This window comes from Cupriavidus sp. YAF13, from assembly GCF_052113425.1.
In the GTDB taxonomy this organism is placed as follows: Bacteria; Pseudomonadota; Gammaproteobacteria; order Burkholderiales; family Burkholderiaceae; genus Cupriavidus.
In genome coordinates, this window is record NZ_JBFRDD010000003.1 from 283,461 (window position 1) to 302,652 (window position 19,192).

General features: G+C 67.1%; 19 protein-coding genes and 1 pseudogene. 17 read left to right on the plus strand and 3 right to left on the minus strand.

All coding sequences use genetic code 11. From position 1 onward, the window contains the following. Positions 1-61 precede the first annotated feature (61 nt). The gene (locus AB4061_RS04735; protein WP_441631354.1) at positions 62-1,426 is read left to right on the plus strand and encodes an MFS transporter; all 1,365 of its coding nucleotides are present in this window, start codon (positions 62-64) and stop codon (positions 1,424-1,426) included. 155 nt (positions 1,427-1,581) lie between these two features. Here AB4061_RS04735 and AB4061_RS04740 read toward each other — a convergent pair. Then, a pseudogene (locus tag AB4061_RS04740) lies at positions 1,582-1,731 on the minus strand (aldo/keto reductase); the annotation flags it as partial. A 13-nt stretch (positions 1,732-1,744) separates the two neighbouring features. Next, entirely contained in the window at positions 1,745-2,806 is a 1,062-nt protein-coding gene (locus AB4061_RS04745) for a HoxN/HupN/NixA family nickel/cobalt transporter (RefSeq protein WP_441631356.1), read from the minus strand. Between the two features lie 354 nt (positions 2,807-3,160). Here AB4061_RS04745 and AB4061_RS04750 point away from each other — a divergent pair, with 354 nt between their 5' ends. The 15 genes from AB4061_RS04750 (at position 3,161) to hypB (ending at position 16,994) form a co-directional block, all read left to right on the plus strand. Further along, on the plus strand, positions 3,161-4,219 hold the full coding sequence (locus AB4061_RS04750; protein ID WP_441631357.1) for a hypothetical protein: 1,059 nt from the start codon (positions 3,161-3,163) through the stop codon (positions 4,217-4,219). Between the two features lie 49 nt (positions 4,220-4,268). After that, a complete protein-coding gene (locus AB4061_RS04755; RefSeq protein ID WP_441631359.1) occupies positions 4,269-6,083 on the plus strand; it encodes a nickel-dependent hydrogenase large subunit in 1,815 nt (604 codons plus the stop codon). Next, positions 6,080-6,646, plus strand: a complete 567-nt coding sequence (locus AB4061_RS04760; protein ID WP_441631361.1) for a NifU family protein — start codon at positions 6,080-6,082, stop codon at positions 6,644-6,646. Before AB4061_RS04755 ends, AB4061_RS04760 begins: the two co-directional genes overlap by 4 nt. Continuing rightward, a complete protein-coding gene (locus tag AB4061_RS04765) occupies positions 6,643-7,281 on the plus strand; it encodes a DUF5947 family protein (RefSeq protein WP_441631363.1) in 639 nt (212 codons plus the stop codon). The genes AB4061_RS04760 and AB4061_RS04765 overlap by 4 nt, the downstream gene beginning before the upstream one ends. Next, positions 7,274-7,921, plus strand: a complete 648-nt coding sequence (locus AB4061_RS04770; protein WP_441631365.1) for a DUF6084 family protein — start codon at positions 7,274-7,276, stop codon at positions 7,919-7,921. The genes AB4061_RS04765 and AB4061_RS04770 overlap by 8 nt, the downstream gene beginning before the upstream one ends. Further along, positions 7,918-9,300, plus strand: a complete 1,383-nt coding sequence (locus AB4061_RS04775; RefSeq protein WP_441631367.1) for a hypothetical protein — start codon at positions 7,918-7,920, stop codon at positions 9,298-9,300. The genes AB4061_RS04770 and AB4061_RS04775 overlap by 4 nt, the downstream gene beginning before the upstream one ends. After that, positions 9,297-9,848: a hydrogenase maturation protease gene (locus tag AB4061_RS04780; RefSeq protein ID WP_441631369.1), complete on the plus strand. Its 552-nt coding sequence runs from the start codon at positions 9,297-9,299 to the stop codon at positions 9,846-9,848. Before AB4061_RS04775 ends, AB4061_RS04780 begins: the two co-directional genes overlap by 4 nt. A 31-nt stretch (positions 9,849-9,879) precedes the next feature. Beyond that, positions 9,880-9,981, plus strand: coding sequence for a DUF6893 family small protein (locus tag AB4061_RS04785; protein ID WP_416052024.1), 102 nt, complete (start codon positions 9,880-9,882; stop codon positions 9,979-9,981). 50 nt (positions 9,982-10,031) lie between these two features. Next, positions 10,032-12,476, plus strand: a complete 2,445-nt coding sequence (hypF, locus tag AB4061_RS04790; protein ID WP_441631371.1) for a carbamoyltransferase HypF — start codon at positions 10,032-10,034, stop codon at positions 12,474-12,476. Continuing rightward, complete coding sequence (locus AB4061_RS04795) at positions 12,467-12,760, plus strand: HypC/HybG/HupF family hydrogenase formation chaperone (protein WP_441631373.1); 294 nt, start codon at positions 12,467-12,469, stop codon at positions 12,758-12,760. The genes hypF and AB4061_RS04795 overlap by 10 nt, the downstream gene beginning before the upstream one ends. A gap of 56 nt (positions 12,761-12,816) precedes the next feature. After that, on the plus strand, positions 12,817-13,506 hold the full coding sequence (locus AB4061_RS04800) for a D-sedoheptulose-7-phosphate isomerase (protein ID WP_441631375.1): 690 nt from the start codon (positions 12,817-12,819) through the stop codon (positions 13,504-13,506). Beyond that, complete coding sequence (gene hypD, locus AB4061_RS04805) at positions 13,503-14,690, plus strand: hydrogenase formation protein HypD (RefSeq protein WP_441631377.1); 1,188 nt, start codon at positions 13,503-13,505, stop codon at positions 14,688-14,690. The genes AB4061_RS04800 and hypD overlap by 4 nt, the downstream gene beginning before the upstream one ends. Next, positions 14,687-15,760, plus strand: coding sequence for a hydrogenase expression/formation protein HypE (gene hypE, locus AB4061_RS04810; RefSeq protein ID WP_441631379.1), 1,074 nt, complete (start codon positions 14,687-14,689; stop codon positions 15,758-15,760). The genes hypD and hypE overlap by 4 nt, the downstream gene beginning before the upstream one ends. A gap of 11 nt (positions 15,761-15,771) precedes the next feature. Next, a complete protein-coding gene (hypA, locus tag AB4061_RS04815) occupies positions 15,772-16,101 on the plus strand; it encodes a hydrogenase maturation nickel metallochaperone HypA (RefSeq protein ID WP_441631381.1) in 330 nt (109 codons plus the stop codon). 131 nt (positions 16,102-16,232) lie between these two features. Then, complete coding sequence (hypB, locus tag AB4061_RS04820) at positions 16,233-16,994, plus strand: hydrogenase nickel incorporation protein HypB (RefSeq protein ID WP_441631383.1); 762 nt, start codon at positions 16,233-16,235, stop codon at positions 16,992-16,994. A 28-nt stretch (positions 16,995-17,022) separates the two neighbouring features. On the opposite strand, the gene AB4061_RS04825 is transcribed toward hypB, so the two are convergent. After that, positions 17,023-18,021, minus strand: a complete 999-nt coding sequence (locus tag AB4061_RS04825) for a LysR family transcriptional regulator (protein WP_441631385.1) — start codon at positions 18,019-18,021, stop codon at positions 17,023-17,025. A gap of 183 nt (positions 18,022-18,204) precedes the next feature. Between AB4061_RS04825 and AB4061_RS04830 the strand changes: the two genes are divergently transcribed. After that, positions 18,205-19,191 (plus strand): Bug family tripartite tricarboxylate transporter substrate binding protein, encoded by a 987-nt coding sequence (locus AB4061_RS04830; protein WP_441631387.1) that lies wholly within the window; start codon positions 18,205-18,207, stop codon positions 19,189-19,191. Position 19,192: the final 1 nt, after the last annotated feature.

A 19,192-nucleotide genomic window follows, 5' to 3' on the forward strand; every position in this document is an offset into this window, starting at 1 on the left:
GGCAAAGACAGTGTCGAACACAGCAGAATCCAATCTCCCCCCTCGCACGGCGGACGCGCCCATGACGTCGCTGGAGCGCCGCGGCATGGCCGCCATCCTGGTGGCCGTCTCACTTGCTACGCTCGATACGGCAATCGCCAACACCGCACTTCCCAACATCGCCGCCTCGCTGCATGCCACCCCGGCGGCATCCGTCTGGGTCATCAACGCCTACCAGCTCGCCATGGTGGCCACGTTGCTGCCGTTCGCGGCGCTGGGCGGCATCGTCGGGCACCGGCGCGTGTATCTCGGCGGGTTGATGCTGTTTATCGTCGCGTCGGTGGTCTGCGCGCTTTCCTGGTCGCTGCCCACGCTGGTGGCAGCCCGGCTGCTGCAGGGCGTGGGCGCCAGCGCCATCATGAGCGTGAACGCGGCGCTGATCAGCGCGATCTTTCCGCCGCACCGRCTCGGGCGTGGCGTCGGGCTCAACGCGCTGGTGGTTGGCGTGTCGTTTGCGGTGGGGCCCACGGTCGCCTCGATCATCCTGTCGCTGGGGCCGTGGCCGTGGCTGTTTGCCGTGAACCTGCCGATCGGCTTGCTGGCGCTCTACATCGCCTGGCCCGCGCTGCCCCGGACGGTGCGCGGCACGCACCGCTTTGACCGCGTCGCGGCGGGGCTGAACGTGGTGATGTTCGCCTCGCTGATCTTTGCGCTGGGCGAGGGCGCGCAACGCGCGCCGCTGGGCCAGTCGCTGGCGGCGCTGGCCTTGTTCCTGGTGGCGTTCGTGCTGCTGCTGCGCCGCGAGCGCGGCCATCCCGCGCCGATGCTGCCCATCGATCTGCTCAAGCGGCCCATGTTCGCGCTCTCGACCATGACCGCGATCTGCTCGTTCGCCGCGCAGGGGCTGGCCTTTGTGTCGCTGCCGTTCTACTTCGAGAGCGTGCTGGGGCGCAGCCCGATCGAGACGGGCTTCCTGATGACGCCGTGGTCGGCGGTGGTGGCGTTGATGGCGCCGCTGGCCGGGCGGCTGTCCGACCGCTATCCGCCGGGTTTGCTCGGCGGCGTGGGGCTGGCGGTGATGTGCATGGGCATGGCGTCGCTGGCGCTGCTGCCGGCGCATCCCAGCGCGCTGGATATCGGCATTCGCATGGCGATTTGCGGCGCGGGCTTCGGCTTCTTCCAGTCGCCCAACCTCAAGGCGCTGATGTCGAGCGCGCCGCGCGAGCGTGCCGGCGGCGCCAGCGGCGTGATTGCCACCGCGCGCMTGCTCGGCCAGGCGAGCGGCGCGGCGCTGGTCGCGCTCAGCTTCGGCATCGCGGGCCGCCACGGCCCCACCCTGGCGCTGGCGATTGGCGCGGGCTTCGCGGGCGTGGCCAGCATCGCCAGCGGCTTGCGGCTGCTCACGCGCGACCCGGGCGCGGTGGCCTTGCAGCCCGCGGGCGAGTGACCGGCCGCCGGTAGTTCACCGGCGCCGTCATTGCCGTTGCTGCCGTTGCTGCCTCAGAAGCCCACGGGCGCGTGCGGCACGTAGGGCGCCTCCAGCGCGGCGATCTCCTCGGCGGTGAGGCCGAGCGAGAGCGCTGCCACGGCGTCCTCGATATGGTGCGGCTTGGACGCGCCGATATGGCGTGCATGGCCCGCCTTGACCACATCGTGCGGTGATTCGAGGGTTTCCTCGATGGGCGTTTGCGGATCCCAGCGGTGGATCTGGTACAGGTCGACGTAGTCGGTGCCCAGGCGGCGCAGGCTGTTGGCGGACCGCCGTCTACGGCGATTCGCCGACCCGCCTGAACCTTTGAATCGCGATGGAGAGCGCCCAGCACAGCAGGAAGAGCCCGATGATGAAGTACCCGGCCAGACCGAAGCGATCGTTCAATGTGCCGATCACCCGCCAGAGCTGGCCGCCCGATTCGAGGTGCGCCATCATGCCAAGCACCTCGATGCCACCGATCACCAGGGCGATCACCACGGACAGCAAGGTCACCGTGAGGTTGTAGTAGAGCTTGCGAAGCGGCTGGTCATATGCCCACCCATAGGCGCCCAGCATCAGGATTCCGTCCGAGGTATCCACCAGCGCCATGCCCGCGGTAAACAGCAGGGGAAACACCATGATCGACGACAGCGGCAGCCCCTTCGATGCCTCCACCGCCGATATCCCGAGCACGCCGATTTCCGTCGCCGTATCGAAGCCAAGCCCGAACAGGACGCCAAGCGGATACATATGCCAGCTCCGCGTGACCAGGCGGAACATGGGGCGATAGAGACGGGCAAGCAGTCCGCGATTGCGTGGCAGCAAGTCGGCGTCATCGGTGTCATCGGCGCCATCGGCGGCGCTGGCATCGCCGGCCCGCCTGCGCAGAAGCGCCCGATAGACCGAACGTAGCACCATCACGTTCGCAAGCGCAATCGCAAACAGGAAACCGGCCGAGATCCCGGTGCCAACGAGCCCGCCGATCTCCCGCACGGCACCGATGCGCGTGTGCAGCGCGGACGCTGCCAGGACAATCGCGATCGATCCCAGAATCACCACGGTGGAGTGGCCCAGCGAAAACATGAAGCCCACCGCCACGGGCTTCTTGCCCTCCTGCATGAGCTTGCGCGTCACGTTGTCGATGGCGGCGAGATGATCGGCGTCCACCGCATGCCGCAGCCCGAGGCTGTAGGCCAGCAGCGCCGTGCCCAGCAGGACCGGGTAGCGGTGAAAGGCGATCAAGGCCCAGCACCATGCGCCGAGGTTCAGGACCAGCAGCACCGCGTACATTTCGAGGATCCTGGCCCGCGGGCGATCGTGGGAATCGTCCAGCAGGCCGGACAGCATGGGTCTCATGGCGCGAGCCCTTCACCGTGTCGTACCCCTTACATTAGGCGCTTTCCGTGCTTGCGGCCATGGGATTGCGCGAGGCTGCGGCAGTGCAGCAGCAGCCGGATTCGCCGTGCGCAAGGCGCCCATTCGCAGCTTGGCGGGACCATGGTCTATTCGAAATCCGTGACCTATACTCATGAGGTGTTTGCGGCCCATCACGGTGGGCGCCATTTCCTATTACACGCAGCAAACCTGTCCTACCGCGCCCGCCCCGGGCGCCGCTCCGCTCGCTTGCTGGACCCGTGGATGCCGTGTGCCGATCCCACGTGTCTTTGACGACAAGACCAAGAAAGCGCGGTCAGCAGTGCGAGGTAGATCATGGCAGAAGCTACAGCCGTTCCTTATGGGCGCAAGACACAGCACGCGCCCGCCCTGGAAGAAGTCCACATCCTCTGGATCACCGCCGGCCTGGGCTGCGATGGCGACTCCGTCTCCATCACCGCAGCCACCCAGCCGAGCATCGAGGACGTGATCCTCGGCGCGATTCCCGGCCTGCCCAAGGTGYATCTGCATAACCCGGTGCTGGCTTACGAAACCGGCGATGCGTTCCTGGCGCCTTTTCACCAGGCAGCGCGCGGCGAGCTCGAACATTTCGTGCTGGTGATGGAAGGCTCGATTCCAAACGAGCGTATCAACCGCGAGGGTTACTGGGCCGCGATGGGCACCGACCCGCAAACGCACCAGCCCATCACGATCCCGCAGTGGCTGGACCGCCTGGCGCCCAAGGCGCTGGCCGTGGTGGGCGCCGGCACCTGCGCCACCTACGGCGGCATCCACGCCATGCAGGGCAATCCCACCGGCTGCATGGGCCTGGCCGACTACCTTGGCTGGGACTGGAAATCCAAGGCGGGCCTGCCGATCGTGAATGTGCCGGGCTGCCCCGTGCAGCCGGACAACTTCATGGAGACGCTGCTTTACCTGCTGTACCAGCTCGCCGGCCTTGCGCCGATGATCCCGCTGGACGATGCGCTGCGGCCAAAATGGCTGTTCACGCGTACGGTGCACGACGGCTGCGATCGCGCYGGCTCCTACGAGCAGGCCATTTTCGCGACCGAGTACGGCAGCCCTAACTGCATCGTCAAGCTCGGCTGCTGGGGGCCGGTCGTGCAGTGCAATGTGCCAAAGCGCGGCTGGATGGCGGGCATCGGCGGGTGCCCCAATGTCGGTGGCATCTGCATCGGCTGCACCATGCCAGGGTTTCCGGACAAGTTCATGCCCTTCATGGACGAGCCCCCGGGCGCCGTGTTGTCGTCGAACCTGATCAAGAGCTATGGCCCGCTTATCCGCAGCCTGCGCAAGCTGACCAACAACACGCTCAACGACGAACCCAAGTGGCGGCATAACCGGGCGGAGCTCACCACGGGCTACCGTCGGTAAATGCTGCAAAGCAAGATGCCGAGCGCGATTTTCCTGTATGGAGAAGGTTATGGCAGCCACCGTTGCACCTGAAGCTACGCCGCGCGCCCAGGCGGCGCCGGGCAAGCTCATCGAGATGAACTGGGACCCGATCACGCGGATCGTGGGCAGCCTTGGCATCTATACCAAGATCGATTTCGAGAACCGCCGCGTGGCGGAGTGCTACAGCACGTCGTCCATCTTTCGCGGCTACAGCATCTTCATGAAGGGCAAGGATCCGCGCGACGCCCACTTCATTACCAGCCGCATCTGCGGCATCTGCGGCGACAACCACGCCACCTGCTCGGTGTACGCGCAGAACATGGCGTATGGCGTCAGGCCGCCCGCCATCGCCGAGTGGATCGTCAACCTGGGCGAGGCGGCCGAGTACATGTTCGACCACAACATCTTCCAGGACAACCTGGTCGGCGTGGACTTCTGCGAACAGATGGTGCGCGAGACCAATCCCGGCGTATGGGAGAAGGCCAAGACGCGGGAGGCACCGCACGCGGCGGAGCACGGCTATCGCACCATCGCGGACATCATGACGGCGCTCAACCCCTTTACCGGGGAGTTCTACCGCGAGACCTTGATGGTCAGCCGGTACACGCGCGAGATGTTCTGCCTGATGGAGGGGCGCCACGTGCATCCTTCCACGCTTTATCCCGGCGGCGTGGGCACGGTGCCCACCATCCAGCTCTTTACCGACTACCTCACGCGCCTGATGCGATACGTGGAGTTCATGAAGAAGGTGGTGCCGCTGCACGACGACCTGTTCGACTTCTTCTACGAAGCGCTGCCCGGCTACGAGGAGGTGGGGCGGCGGCGCATCCTGCTGGGTTGCTGGGGCTCGTTCCAGGACCCGGCCGTGTGCGACTACAGCTACAAGACCATGGCCCAATGGGGGCGCGGGATGTTCGTGACGCCGGGCGTGGTGGTGGATGGCCAGCTGGTGACGACGGACCTGGTCGACATCAACCTCAATATCCGCATCCTGCTGGGCAGCTCGTTCTACCAGGACTGGGAGGGCGAGGAAACCTTCGTCAGGAGCGATCCGCTGGGCAATCCCGTGGACCGCAAGCATCCGTGGAACCAGACCACGCTGCCGCGCCCGCAAAAGCGCAACTTTGGCGGCAACTACACCTGGGTGATGTCGCCGCGCTGGCTGGACAAGCGCACCGGAGACCATCTTGCGCTGGATACCGGCGGCGGGCCGATTGCCCGGCTCTGGGCCACCGCGCTGGCGGGGCTGGTCGATATCGGCTACGTCAAGTCCACCGGCCATAGCGTCAAGATCTACCTGCCCAAGACCGCGCTCAAGCCGGAAGTCGAGTTCGAGTGGAAGATCCCCAAGTGGAGCAATGCCATCGAGCGCGATCGCGCGCGCACCTATTTCCAGGCCTACGCGGCTGCCGCCGCGCTGCACTTCGCCGAGAAGGCCATGGCCGAGCTGCATGCCGGGCGCACCCGCACGTTCACCGATTTCAAGGTGCCCGACGAAGCCATCGGCTGCGGCTTCCATGAAGCGGTGCGCGGGGTGCTCTCGCATCACCTGGTGATCCGCGACGGCAAGATCGCCAACTATCATCCGTATCCGCCGACCCCATGGAACGCGAACCCGCGAGACATCTATGGCACGCCCGGGCCCTATGAAGACGCGGTGCAGAACACGCCGATCTTCGAGGAAAACGGCCCGGACAAGTTCAAGGGCATCGACATCATGCGCGCGGTGCGCAGCTTCGATCCCTGCCTGCCGTGCGGCGTGCATATGTACGTGGGCAACGGGAAGACCATCGACCAGTCGCATTCCCCGACATTCGGCGTGATGTTGGGGGCGCACACATGAGCGATGTCCACACGGTTCAAGCGCAGCAGCAACGCGTCGAGGCGCTGATCACGGCGCTGGAGACGCTTGACGACACCAAGGCCAGCGCGGCGGCAAAGGAGCTGCTGCAGGTGGTGCTGGACCTGCATGCCGGCGGGCTGGCAAGGGTGATGGAGATCGTGTCGGCGGCAGGGGCCGCGGGCGATGCGGTGATCGAAGCCATGGTGGTGGATCCAAGCGTCTGCGCGCTGCTCAACCTGCATGGATTGCACCCGTACGACATCCCGACCCGGGTCGCGCGGGCCGTGGACAAGATGCGGCCCATGCTGGGGGCGCAGGGCATCCAGGTCCAGTTGCTCGACGCCGCCGAAGAGGCCGTGCGCGTGCGCGTGCGCGGCCGGCTGCAGGGCGACCATGCCACTGCGCAAGGGTTGCAGCACGAGATCGAGCTGGCGATCTTCGAGCAGGCCCCGGAAGTGATGCGGGTCGAGGTGGAAGGCTTGCCAGACGTCAACGTGCACGAACTGCGCTTCATGCCGCGCCAGGCCACCGTGCATGACCAGGCGGAGTCCGGCCCGCCATGATCGCCGCGCCTGCGTCCAGCGGCGGATGGGCGGCGCGCTTGCGCCAGTTCGCGCGCAAGTCCGACTATGCCCAGTGCGAACTGTGCGCCGCCACCATTGGTTCTGATCACGCCCATCTGTTCGATGTCGGCAAGCGCCGCCTGTTTTGCTGCTGCCGGGCGTGCACCCTGTTGTTCGGCAGCCAGCAGGGCACGCATTATCGCTGCGTGCCGCGCGAGGGCTGCTACCTCGACGGCTTTCGCATGACCGACGCGCAGTGGGATGCCCTGGCGATCCCCATCGACGTGGCCTTCTTCTACATGGATTCGCAGGCCGGGCACGTGGTCGCGCTCTATCCGGGCGCGGCAGGCGCCACGCAATCGCTGCTCGACCTCGCTGCCTGGGACAACCTCCTTGCCGACAATCCGGTGCTGACGCGGTTGCTGCCCGATGTGGAAGCGCTGCTGGTCTATCGCGCGCAAGGCGCCAGGGACTACTTCCAGGCGCCCATCGACCAGTGCTATGCGCTGACCGGGTTGATCCGCGCGCGCTGGCGCGGCCTGTCCGGCGGCGCGCAGGCGTGGGAGGCCATTCGCGGCTTTATCGCCGCGCTGAAGGACACCGGCAGGGTGCCGGAGGGCCTGCTTCATGCCTGACCTCGCCTTCACCGTCCAGTCGGCCGAAGTGGCGCCCTTTGCCGCGGCGCCGCTGCTGCTGTTCAAGCTGCAGATAGCGAGCGCGCCCGCGAACGAGCGGATCTCCAGCGTGACGCTGCAATGCCAGATCCAGATCGAAGCCACCAAGCGCCGCTACGCACCGGCCGAGCAGGCCGGGATGCAAGACCTGTTCGGCACGCCGCAGCGCTGGGGCGAGACGGTGCGCACGCTGCTGTGGACGCATGCGACGGTGATCGTGCCGCCGTTCTCGGCGCACTGCGTGATCGATCTTCCCGTGCCATGCAGCTTTGATTTCAATGTCGCGGCCACCAAGTACTTCCATGCGCTCGAGGCCGGCGAGATCCCGCTGATGCTGCAGTTCAGCGGCACCGTGTTCTATCGCGGCCCGGGGCAGGCGCTGCAGGCCGCGCCGATCCCGTGGCACAAGGAGGCGGCGTACCAGCTGCCGGTGTCCTTGTGGCGCGAGATGATGACGCGGTACTACCCCAACGGCGCGTGGCTCTGCCTGCAGCAGGACGTCTTTGACCGGCTCGCGCGCTACAAGACCGCGCGCGGCCTTGCCAGCTGGGAGCGGGCCATCGAAGGCCTGCTGGACGCTGTCGAGGAGAAGCAGCCGTGAGCGCGGTCCAGAGCGTGATCCAGGCGGTGCTGTACGAGGGCTACATGCTGTATCCCTACCGCCCCTCGTCGGTGAAGAACCGGCAGCGCTGGACCTTTGGCGGTGTGTTTCCGCGCGCCTATGCCGAGGCGCGGGGCAGCGATCCGTGGACCATGCAGGTCGAATGCCTGGTACGTGGTGGCCCGCAGACCTGCGTCAGTGTGCAGCCGGGCTTCCTGCAGGTGGTGGACAGGGTAGTGCTGGCCTTGCCGGCCGCCGGCGCGCAGGTCCCGCTCATGGGCGAGCCGGCCTGGCAGGCGGTGCCGATGCTCGACGTGGACGAGCGCCGCTTCCATCCCTGGCAGGAGGCGGTCGAGCGCCAGCCTGCCATCCCGCCCGCGCGGCTCGCCGAGTTGCTCGGCGAGCCGCGCGCGAGCCCGTTCGCGTTCGATGGCGGCAGCGAGCTGGAGGGCCTGACGGACCGCGATGGCCATCTCCGTGGCGCGCTGCGCCGTACCCACGCGGACTTGCAGGGCAGCGTCGAGGCTTGCGCCGCGCAGGTCGCCGACGGCGTGTACCGGCTGACCGTGCGCATTGCCAACCTGACCCCGCTTGCCAACGCCGCGAGCCTGACGCGGGATGCGGCGTCGCTGCACGCGCTGGTGTCCTGCCACAGCGTCCTGCACGTTAGCGGCGGCGCGTGGATTTCCTCGATGGATCCGCCTGCGGAACTGGCCGCCGAGATGGCCGCCTGCCGCAATGCCGGCGCCTGGCCGGTGCTGGTGGGCGACGCGGGGCAGCAGCACACCATGCTGGCGTCGCCCATCATTCTTTACGATTACCCGCAGATCGCGCCGGAGAGCGCCGGCGATTTGTTCGACGCCACCGAGATCGATGAGATCCTCACGCTGCGCATCCTGGCCATGACCGATGACGAGAAACGGGAGATGGCCGCCACGGACGAGCGCACCCGTGCGCTGCTGGCGCGCACCGAAGCGCTCGGCGCGCAGCAGATGCAGAAGCTGCATGGCGCGATGCGCCATATCCGGGGCGGGCAGGGTGAAGATGCCATCCGTCCCCCGGACATGCCATCGCCATGGGCCGGGCTGGACGCCGGGCCGCGCCTGGCCTGCCTGCGGGTGGACGGCCGCGAGATCCGGGTGGGCGACCATGTCAGGCTGCACCCGCGCTCGCGCGCGGACATTTTCGACATCGCCTTGAGCGGGCAGGTAGCGACCATCGAATCCATCGAGCGCGATTTCGAAGACCGCGTGCATGTGGCGGTGACGGTCGACTGCGATCCCGGCAAGGAGTTTGGCCTCGCGCGCATGCCGGGACATCGCTTCTTCTTTGGCCCAGATGAGATCGAGCCGCTGGGCGGCCAGGAGGCGCAGCCATGAGCGGCATCCTGGTGGCCGGCATCGGCAACGTGTTCCTCGGCGACGATGGCTTTGGCGTGGAGGTGGTGCAGCGCCTGAGCGCACGCCAGGCGGCCAGCGCGCTGCCGGCCTTCCCGCCCAGCGTGGTGCTGGCGGATTTTGGCATTCGCGGCATCGACCTGTGCTACGCGCTGCTCGACGGGGTGGACGCCGCGATCCTGATCGATGTCACGCAGCGGGGCGGCGCGCCCGGCAGCCTCTACGTGATCGAGCCATCCGCGCAGGAGAGCGCCCCGGCCGCAGCGGCCGACCCCTACGCTTGCCCGGTGCTGATGTCGCCGCACGACATGGATCCGGCGCGGGTGCTGCAGACGGTACGCATGATGGGTGGCGCGTGCGCGGACATCGTCGTGATCGGGTGCGAGCCTGCCGACTTCGGCATGGAAGATGGCGGGCAAGGGCGCATGGGCCTGAGCGAGCCGGTGGCGGCGGCGGTTGACCGTGCCGTGGCGTTGGTGGAATCGATGGTCGGGCGCAAGGTCGAACGATTGTATGGCCCGGCGGCGTAGCCCGCCGCCGCGGCGTTTTGGTGCAGGAGGCATGATGAAATTTCTCAAGTACCTGGTCTTGCCGGCGATCGTCGTCGCGCTGATGGCGAACATGAAGGATCTCAGGCGCTACATCCGGATACGCAATATGTAGCTGTAGCGTGTAGCGGTCGGTCGAACAGCGTTTTGTCGAACGGAGGCGTCATGCAGGCTTGCGCACAACCTGTCAAGGAGCGGCCAGCCCCGGCACGGCCGGCCGGCGAGGAGATTCGTGTGCGCGGCATGGTGCAAGGCGTGGGGTTTCGCCCGACGGTGTGGCGCCTGGCGCATGACATCGGGCTTATCGGGCAGGTGCGCAACGACAGCGACGGCGTGCTGATCCGCGCCTGGGGCGATGCCGCGCTGCTGGACCGCTTTGTCGCGCGCCTGCGCGACGAATGCCCGCCGCTGGCGCGCATCGACCGGATCGAGCGCCGCGCGCTGGCGCCGGACGCCGGCGTGGAGGGCTTTTGCATCGTGCCAAGCGCGGGCGGGCATGTGCACACCGGCGTGGTGCCGGATGCCATGCTTTGCGCTGACTGTGTCGCCGACATTTGCGACCCGGATAACCGGCGCTTTGGCTATCCCTTTACCAACTGCACGCATTGCGGCCCGCGCCTGTCGATTATCCGGGCGATTCCCTACGATCGCGCCAATACCACCATGGCTGCGTTCCCGATGTGCCAGGCTTGCCGTGACGAATACGAGAACCCGGCTGACCGGCGCTTTCACGCGCAGCCGCTGGCCTGCCCCGCGTGCGGGCCGCATGTCTGGCTGGAGGGCACCGACGGCGCGCTGGCGGCAGGTCCCGCCGATGCCATACAGGCGGCAAGCGCACTGCTGCGCGCGGGCCGCATCGTCGCCATCAAGGGGCTTGGCGGATTCCAGCTGGCTTGCGACGCCTGCAACCCGGCGGCGGTGGCACGCCTGCGCCAGCGCAAGCGGCGCGAGAAGAAGCCGTTCGCGCTGATGGCGCGCGATCTCGCGGTCATCCGCCGGTACTGCGCGCCCACGCAGCGCGAGTGCCGCCTGTTGCAGAGCCCGGCCGGGCCGATCGTGATCCTGGTCGCCAGCGAGTGCCGGGAGCCCGGCGCCGAACTGGCGCCGGACGTGGCGCCGGGCGTGCGCTCGCTTGGCTTCATGTTGCCCAGCACGCCGCTGCACTGGCTGTTGATGGCCGCCACCGACCGCCCCATCGTGCTGACCAGCGGCAATGCCAGCGACGAGCCGCAGTGCATCGAGAACGCCGACGCGCGCATGCGCCTTGACGCTATCGCCGAGGCGTTCCTGATGCACGACCGCGACATAGCGCGGCGCGTGGACGATGCCGTGGCCCGGGTGGTGCTGGATGCGCCGAGCGTGATACGCCGCGCGCGCGGCTATGCGCCCGCGCCCATCTTGCTGCCGCCGGGATTTGCCGATGCGCCCCCGATCCTGGCGATGGGGGGCGAGCTCAAGAATACGTTTTGCCTGATGCGCCGCGGCGAGGCCATCGTCTCGCACCACATCGGCGATCTGGAAGATGCGCTGACGCATGCGGACTACCAGCGCGCGCTGGTGCAATACATGGCCTTGTTCGAGCATGCGCCGCAACGCATCGCGGTCGACCTGCATCCCGAGTACCTGTCAGCAAAGATCGGCCGTGAACTGGCCTTGGCGCGGGCATTGCCGCTCGTGGAGATCCAGCACCATCACGCGCATATCGCGGCGTGCATGGTGGAGAATGGCGTGCCGCTGGACGCCCGGCCCGTGCTGGGCGTGGCGCTGGACGGGCTTGGCTTCGGGGCGGACGGCAGCCTGTGGGGCGGCGAGTTCCTGCAGGCGGATTATCGCGGCTTTACCCGGCTCGGCAGGCTGAGGCCGGTCGCCATGCCCGGCGGTGCCAGCGCGATCCACGAACCGTGGCGCAACACGTACGCGCATCTGGTGTCTGCGTTCGGCTGGGATCCGCTCGCGGCGCGGTATGGCGCGCTGGCGATGGTGCGGTGCCTGGCGGCACGCCCCCGCGCGGTGCTCGACGCCATGATGCGCCGGGGCGTCAACAGCCCGCTGGCGAGTTCAGCGGGGCGGCTGTTCGACGCGGTCGCGGCGGCGCTCGGCATCTGCCCGGAGCGCTCGGCGTATGAAGGGCAGGCCGCTGTCGAGCTTGAGGCGCTGGTCGACCCACGCGTCATGGACGAGGAGGGCGACGCGCGCGCCTACCCGTTTGCGCTGGTGCCAGGCGAGCTGGCCTGCCTGGAGCCGCCCCCCATGTGGCAGGCGTTGCTCGATGACCTGACGCAAGGCACGCCCCCGGCGGTGATTGCCGCGCGCTTCCACAAAGGCCTGGCGATCGCTGTCGTCGACATGGTGAGCCACCTGGCGGATGTGGGTGACGGGATCGGCAGCGGCGCAGCCGTCGCGCTGTCCGGCGGCGTGTTCCAGAACCGCATCCTGCTGGAGCAGGTTGCCGCGCGGCTCGGCGCTAGCGGGTTCCGCGTGCTGTGGCACCGGCAGGTGCCGGCCAACGACGGCGGACTCTCGCTCGGGCAGGCGGTGATTGCCGCCGCGCAGGCGCTGCAGGCCAATGCTGGTGCGGGTGTGGACCAACGGAGCGAGACATGTGCCTAGGCATCCCCGGACAGATCATGGAAGTGCGGGACGCGGCCAACGCGCTGGCGGTTGTCGATGTCGGTGGCGTGCGGCGCGTGATCAATATCGCATTTATCGTCGATGACGGGCACCCGGCCGCTCAGTGCGTTGGCGAGTGGGTGCTGGTGCACGTGGGTTTTGCGATGAGCCGGCTCGACGAGGCGGAGGCCGCACGCACGCTGGCGTTGCTGCACGAGCTCGGTGTCGCGCAAGCGGAGTTCGACGAGATGCGTGGCGAAGCGCGGGCTTCGCCACAGGTGTAGCAGGTAGCAGTTAGCAGGTAGCAGTTAGCAGGTAGTAGTCAGCACGGAGACGCGGCATGCCCGACCAATCGCCACTAGAAGGCTTGTATCCCTTCCTGCACGGAGAACGGCAGGACCGGGACAAGCTCGACGCAGCCTTGCTGGAATCCGTGCGGCGCAAGGCGGACGACAGCCTTGACGCCAAGCGCAGGTTCTTTGCGCAGAACGGGCCGGCGGTGGTGGCGGTGGCCCATGCCATTGCCGCCACGTACCGCCGCGATGGCCGCCTCTTTGCCATGGGCAACGGCGGCTCGAGCTGCGACGCGGCGCATATCGCGGTGGAGTTCCTGCATCCCGTCACCGCCGGCCGCCCGGCGCTGAGCGCCGTCAACCTGGTTGCGGACACCGCCATGATGACCGCCGTGGGCAACGATGTCGGCTTCGCGCATATCTTCGTGCGCCAGCTGGTGGCGCAGGCACGGCGCGGCGACGCGCTGATTGGCGTGTCGACCAGCGGCAACTCGGAGAACCTGCTGGCTGCCTTCGCCAAGGGCAAGGAGATGGGCATGGTGACCATCGGCCTGTCCGGCCACGACGGCGGGCGCATGGCCACCAGCACGGATCTGGACCATTGCCTGGTGGTGCCGAGCGACAGCATTCACCGGGTGCAGGAGACCCACGTGGCGATCTATCACATCCTGTGGGACCTGGTGCATACCCTGCTCGCCGATGACCGTGGCGGGCTGGCCCAAGGAGGCGCGCGATGAAATACGTCGACGAGTTCCGCGATCCCGCCAAGGCGCAGGCGCTGGCCAGGGAAATCCGCGAGCTGGTAGCGGGCATCGCGCGGGCGAAGCAACGCCCCTTGCAGATCATGGAGGTGTGCGGCGGGCATACGCATACGATCTTCCGCTATGGCATCCAGCAGCTGCTGCCCGATGAGGTTGAGTTTGTGCATGGCCCGGGCTGCCCCGTGTGCGTGCTGCCGATGGGGCGGGTGGACGATTGCGTGGCGCTGGCCGAACGCCCGGAGGTGATTTTCACCACCTTCGGCGACGCCATGCGGGTGCCGGGCTCGAAGAAGAGCCTGCTCAAGGCCAAGGCGGACGGCGCCGATGTGCGGATGGTCTACTCGCCGCTCGATGCATTGAAGATCGCGCAGGCGCATCCGGAGCGCGAGGTGATCTTCTTCGGCCTTGGTTTCGAGACCACCATGCCCAGCACCGCCATGACGGTGTTGCAGGCCCATGCCATGGGGATCCGCAATTTCTCGCTGTTCTGCAACCACATCACGATCATCCCCACCATCAAGGCGATCCTGGATTCGCCGGACCTGCAGATCGACGGTTTCCTCGGCCCGGGCCATGTCAGCATGGTGATTGGCACGCGGCCCTATGATTTTATCGCCCGGCATTACCGCAAGCCGATCACCGTAGCCGGCTTCGAGCCGCTGGATGTGCTGCAGTCGATGTGGATGGTGCTGAGGCAGATCGCGCAAGGGCGTTGCGAGGTGGAGAACCAGTACGGGCGCATCGTGCCGGAAGCGGGGAACCCGCAGGCCCTGGCGGCGATCCAGCAGGTCTTTGAGCTGCGCGAGTTCTTCGAGTGGCGCGGGCTGGGATCCATCGACTTCTCCGGCGTGCGGATACGCGAGGCGTTTGCCGGATTCGATGCCGAGCGCAAGTTCACGGTGCCGGATGTCAAGATCGCCGACCCCAAGGCCTGCCAGTGCGGGGAGGTGCTCAAGGGCGTGATCAAGCCGCACCAGTGCAAGGTGTTTGGCACGGCCTGCACGCCCGAGGCGCCGCTGGGCTCGCTGATGGTGTCGAGCGAGGGCGCGTGCGCCGCGTATTACCACTACGGGCGGATCGATACCTCGCGGATCGAGCGGCACGGCGCCAAGGCGCAGGCCCCGACCGGCGCTGCCATCTGCGCGGGGAGCACGGCATGAATGACCGGGCTACCGCTGCCTTGGCGCCAAAGCGCGTCGCGCATGTGCGCGACACCGTGATCAACCTCGCCCACGGCAGTGGCGGGCGGGCCATGCGCGAGCTGATCGAAGACGTGTTCGTGACGGCATTCGATAACCCAGCGCTGACTGCGCTGGAGGACCAGGCGGTGTTTCCGCTGGCCGTCTTCGCCGCGCACGGCGACCGGCTGGCCTTTACCACCGACAGCTACGTGGTCGATCCGCTGTTCTTCCCCGGCGGCGATATCGGCACGCTGGCGGTCGCCGGCACGGTGAACGACCTGGCGGTCTCGGGGGCGGCGCCGCTGTTCCTGTCGTGCGGCATGGTGCTGGAGGAGGGCTTCCCGATCGACGCACTGCGCCGGGTCGTGGCCAGCATGCAGCGGGTGGCGCAGGAGGCGGGCGTCGCCATCGTCACGGGCGACACCAAGGTAGTGGAGCGCGGCTGCGCGGACAAGCTCTTTATCAACACCGCAGGCATCGGCGTGGTGCGCGCGGGCGTGGCCATTTCCGCTAGCCATGCGCGCGCGGGCGATGTGGTGATCGTCAACGGCTACCTCGGCGACCATGGCGCGGCGATCCTGGTCGCCCGCCAGCAGCTTGCGCTGGAAGCCGATGTAGAGAGTGATTGCCGCCCGCTCAATGGCTTGATCGCGCGGATGCTCGACGCCTGCCCGGACATCCATTGCCTGCGAGACGCCACGCGCGGCGGCGTTGCCACGGTGCTTAACGAGTTCGCGCATGGCTCCGGCGTGGCCATCCGCATCCGCGAGGCGGATATCCCGTTGCGCGAGGCGGTCAAGGGCGCGTGCGAGATCCTCGGGCTGGATCCGCTCTACCTGGCCAACGAGGGCAAGCTGGTTGCCGTGGTGCCGCCCACGGACGCCGGACGCGTACTGGCGGCGATGCGCACCCATCCCGACGGCCGGCAGGCGGCGGCGATCGGCGTGGTGGAGGCCGGGCCGGCGGGCCTGGTGGTGCTGCACACCGGCTTTGGCGGCCAGCGGATCGTCGACACGCTGGTCGGCGAGCAGTTGCCACGGATCTGCTGAGGGGGGGCGTCATGCACGAGATGAGCATCGCGAACAGCGTGGTCGAGATCTGCGCCGAGCAGGCTAACGGGGCGCGGGTGCTGCGGGTGATGCTGGAAATCGGCCAGCTCTCGGCCGTCATGCCTGATGCGATCCGTTTTTGCTTCGATGTCTGTGCGAAGGATACGGCGGTGCAAGGCGCGGTGCTCGAGATTATCGAAACACCCGGGCGGGCACGTTGCACGGCTTGCGGCGCTGAACTCGACATTGCCGTGCCGTTCGGGCAATGCGCTTGCGGCAGCGAGAACCTGGCGTTGATTTCCGGGCAGCAGTTGAAGATCCGGCGGATGGAGGTGGCGTGATGTGCACGACTTGTGGTTGCTCGGATACGGAAGGCGCGGTGGTGACGGATCCGCAAGCGGAGGCCGTTGTCGCCGCGGCGCCGGGCGGGATGGTGTTTCGTGCTCACGCGGGCGCGGGACAGGGGGGCCATATGCATTCCCACGCGCATCCGCATACTCACCATGACCATGACCATGAACATGAACACACGCACGAGCATCCACACGAGCCAGCGCACGAGCACGCCCTCGTTCACGGCACACCCGTTGCCATCGAGCGGGACATCCTGGCCAAGAACCAGCTGATCGCCGAGCGCAATCGTGGCTGGCTGGCGGGCCGCGCAATCGTGGCGCTGAATCTGGTGAGCTCGCCGGGCGCGGGCAAGACCACGTTGCTGGAGCGCACCATCCGCGATCTGGATGGCGCGCTGCCATTGAGCATCATCGAGGGCGACCAGGCGACGTTGAACGATGCGGAGCGCATTCGCGCAGCGGGTGGCCGGGCGATCCAGCTCAACACCGGCACGGGCTGCCACCTGGACGCGCAGATGATTTCCCGCGGACTGGACGCGCTTGACCCGCCGCCGCATTCGCTGCTGATGATCGAGAACGTTGGCAACCTGATTTGCCCGGCGCTGTTCGATCTTGGCGAACAGGCCAAGGTGGTGATCCTGTCGGTGACGGAGGGCGAGGACAAGCCGGTCAAGTATCCCCACATGTTCCACGCCAGCAGCCTGATGGTCCTGACCAAGACGGACCTGCTGCCGCATCTGCGTTTCGACGTGGAGCGCTGCGTACGGTACGCGCGCCAGGTCAATCCCGGCATCGAGATACTGCATGTCTCGGCGCAGACTGGCGAGGGTATGCAGGCGTGGTACGCGTGGTTGCACGCGCGTTGCCAGGCGGGCACATGATTGGGTGCTGCGCAGGCTGGCTACAAAGTCAAAGGCTTGAAGGCTGGGGGCGGCGACTCGCTCTTTCGCCCCCTTGGACCATCCGCACTTGCGCAGCCGCCTGCACCGACACCCCCGGCGGCAGGGCCTGTTCCCGTATCTCCTCCAGCAAAATCCCCAACAGCCGCTGCGCGCTCGGTGACAGCGACCGCAACGGCCGCGTGATCACGCAAATCTCCCGTGACAGCAGCGGCTCGTGCAATTCCCGGAAGACCAGGTCGGGATACTCACGTCCCTTGTTCGCCAGCGCAGGCAGCACCGAGTACTGCTTGCCCATGCTGAGCATGGCGAACAGGGAACTGGTGCTTTCCACTTCATCGTGCTGGCCGCCGAGCACGGGCCAGTTGCCGGCGTGGCTGCGCAGGAAGTGGCCGATGCCGGTGTCCGCGCTGAAGCCGACATATTGTTCGGGCGTCAGGTCGGCCCAGCATACCGGGCGTTCCAGTTGCGCCAGCGGCAGGTCGCGGTGGCAGACCACGCCGTAGGAGTCGGCCACCAGTGGCGTGTAGTCGAGGCCTTCATGGCCCTGGTATTTGCTGTCGATGGCGAAATCCACTTCGCCTTCCAGCACCAGCCGCTCGGCTTGACGGGCGGCGGGGTTGCGCAGGGAGATGGTGATGCCGGGATAGCTCTCGCGGAACCTGGGGATGGCACGGACCAGGAAGTGGTTGATGACCGAGGCCGCGGCGACGATGCGGATATGCCCTCGGCTGCCCTGGGACAGCGCCATCAGGTCATAGACCGAACTGTCGAAGCCGTTGACGACTTTCTCCGCCTCGGCCCGGAAGCGTTCGGCGTGTTCGGTCAGGGCCACGCGCCGGGTGGTGCGGTCGAACATCTTCAGGTCTACGGCTTCTTCCAACTGCTGGATGGTGGCCGTGAGCGCCGATTGCGTCATGCACAGGCGCAGGGCGGCGGCCGTGAAGGAGCCGGTGTCGGCGACGGCCAGGAAGCAACGCAGTTGCTTGAGGGTGACATTGTGGCGCATGAGGATAGGGGGGGGCGGCCGGGATCGCGGTCCGGGCTATTTTTCTGGATTTCGTAATAATCGGCCTATCGAATTCGTTTGTCCAGATTAATGGGGGTGCATAGAATTTGGCTTCAACCACGGCGCCGTACTGCGTGGCGATGGATACAAAGTGCCACTTTTCTCTCTCCCACAGGACCCCAGATGAAGAGCCTGATCCGCCTGAGCGCCGTACTGCTTGTTGTCCTGCCATGTCTGTCCCATGCCGCCGACGCCCCTGCAGCGGACGACGGCTACCCCAACAAGGCGGTGCGCATCGTGGTGCCGTTCGCGGCCGGAGGCTCTACCGATGTGGTCGCGCGCATCCTCGCCGAAAAGCTCTCCCAGCAGTTCAAGCAGCCGTTCCTGGTCGACAACCGGGCCGGCGCCAGCGGCAATATCGGCGCGGAGCTGGTGGCCAAGTCCCCGGCCGATGGCTACACGCTGCTGATGGGCGCTACGGGCGTGCTGTCGATCAACGACCATCTGTACAGCCGCATGGGCTACAACGTGGCCAAGGATTTCGTGCCGGTGAGCTACGTCACGCAGAACGCGAACATCCTGGTGGTGTCGCCGAGCTTGCCGGTGACCACCGTGCCGGAACTGGTGGCGCTGGCCAGGAGCAAGCCGGGCTCGCTCAGCTTTGCCTCGTCGGGGCCGGGCAGCTCCACGCATTTGTCCGGCGAGCTGTTCAAGTCCATGGCTGGCGTTGACATCCTGCATGTGCCCTACAAGGGCAGCTCCTCCGCGCTGACCGACCTGCTCGGCGGGCAGGTGACGATGCTGTTCGATAACGCGCCTTCTTCGATCGGCTTTGTGCAGCAGGGCAAGCTGCGCGCGCTGGCGGTGACCAGCCGCAAGCGCCTTCCTGGCCTGCCCAATGTGCCGACCGTGGATGAGGCTGGGCTGAAGGGCTACGAGTCGCTGTCATGGAGCGGCGTGGTGGCCCCCGCCGGTACGCCGCGTGCGATCGTGCTCAAGCTCAATCGCGCGATCGACCACATTCTCGCCACCGAGGAGGTCAAGGACAAGCTGGTGCAGCTTGGCGTCGAGCCCGTTGGCGGTTCGCCCGACGTCTTCGCCCGCCAGATTCAATCCGAGCATGAGAAGTGGGGGAAGGTCGTGAAGAGCGCCAACCTCAAGCTGAACTGAT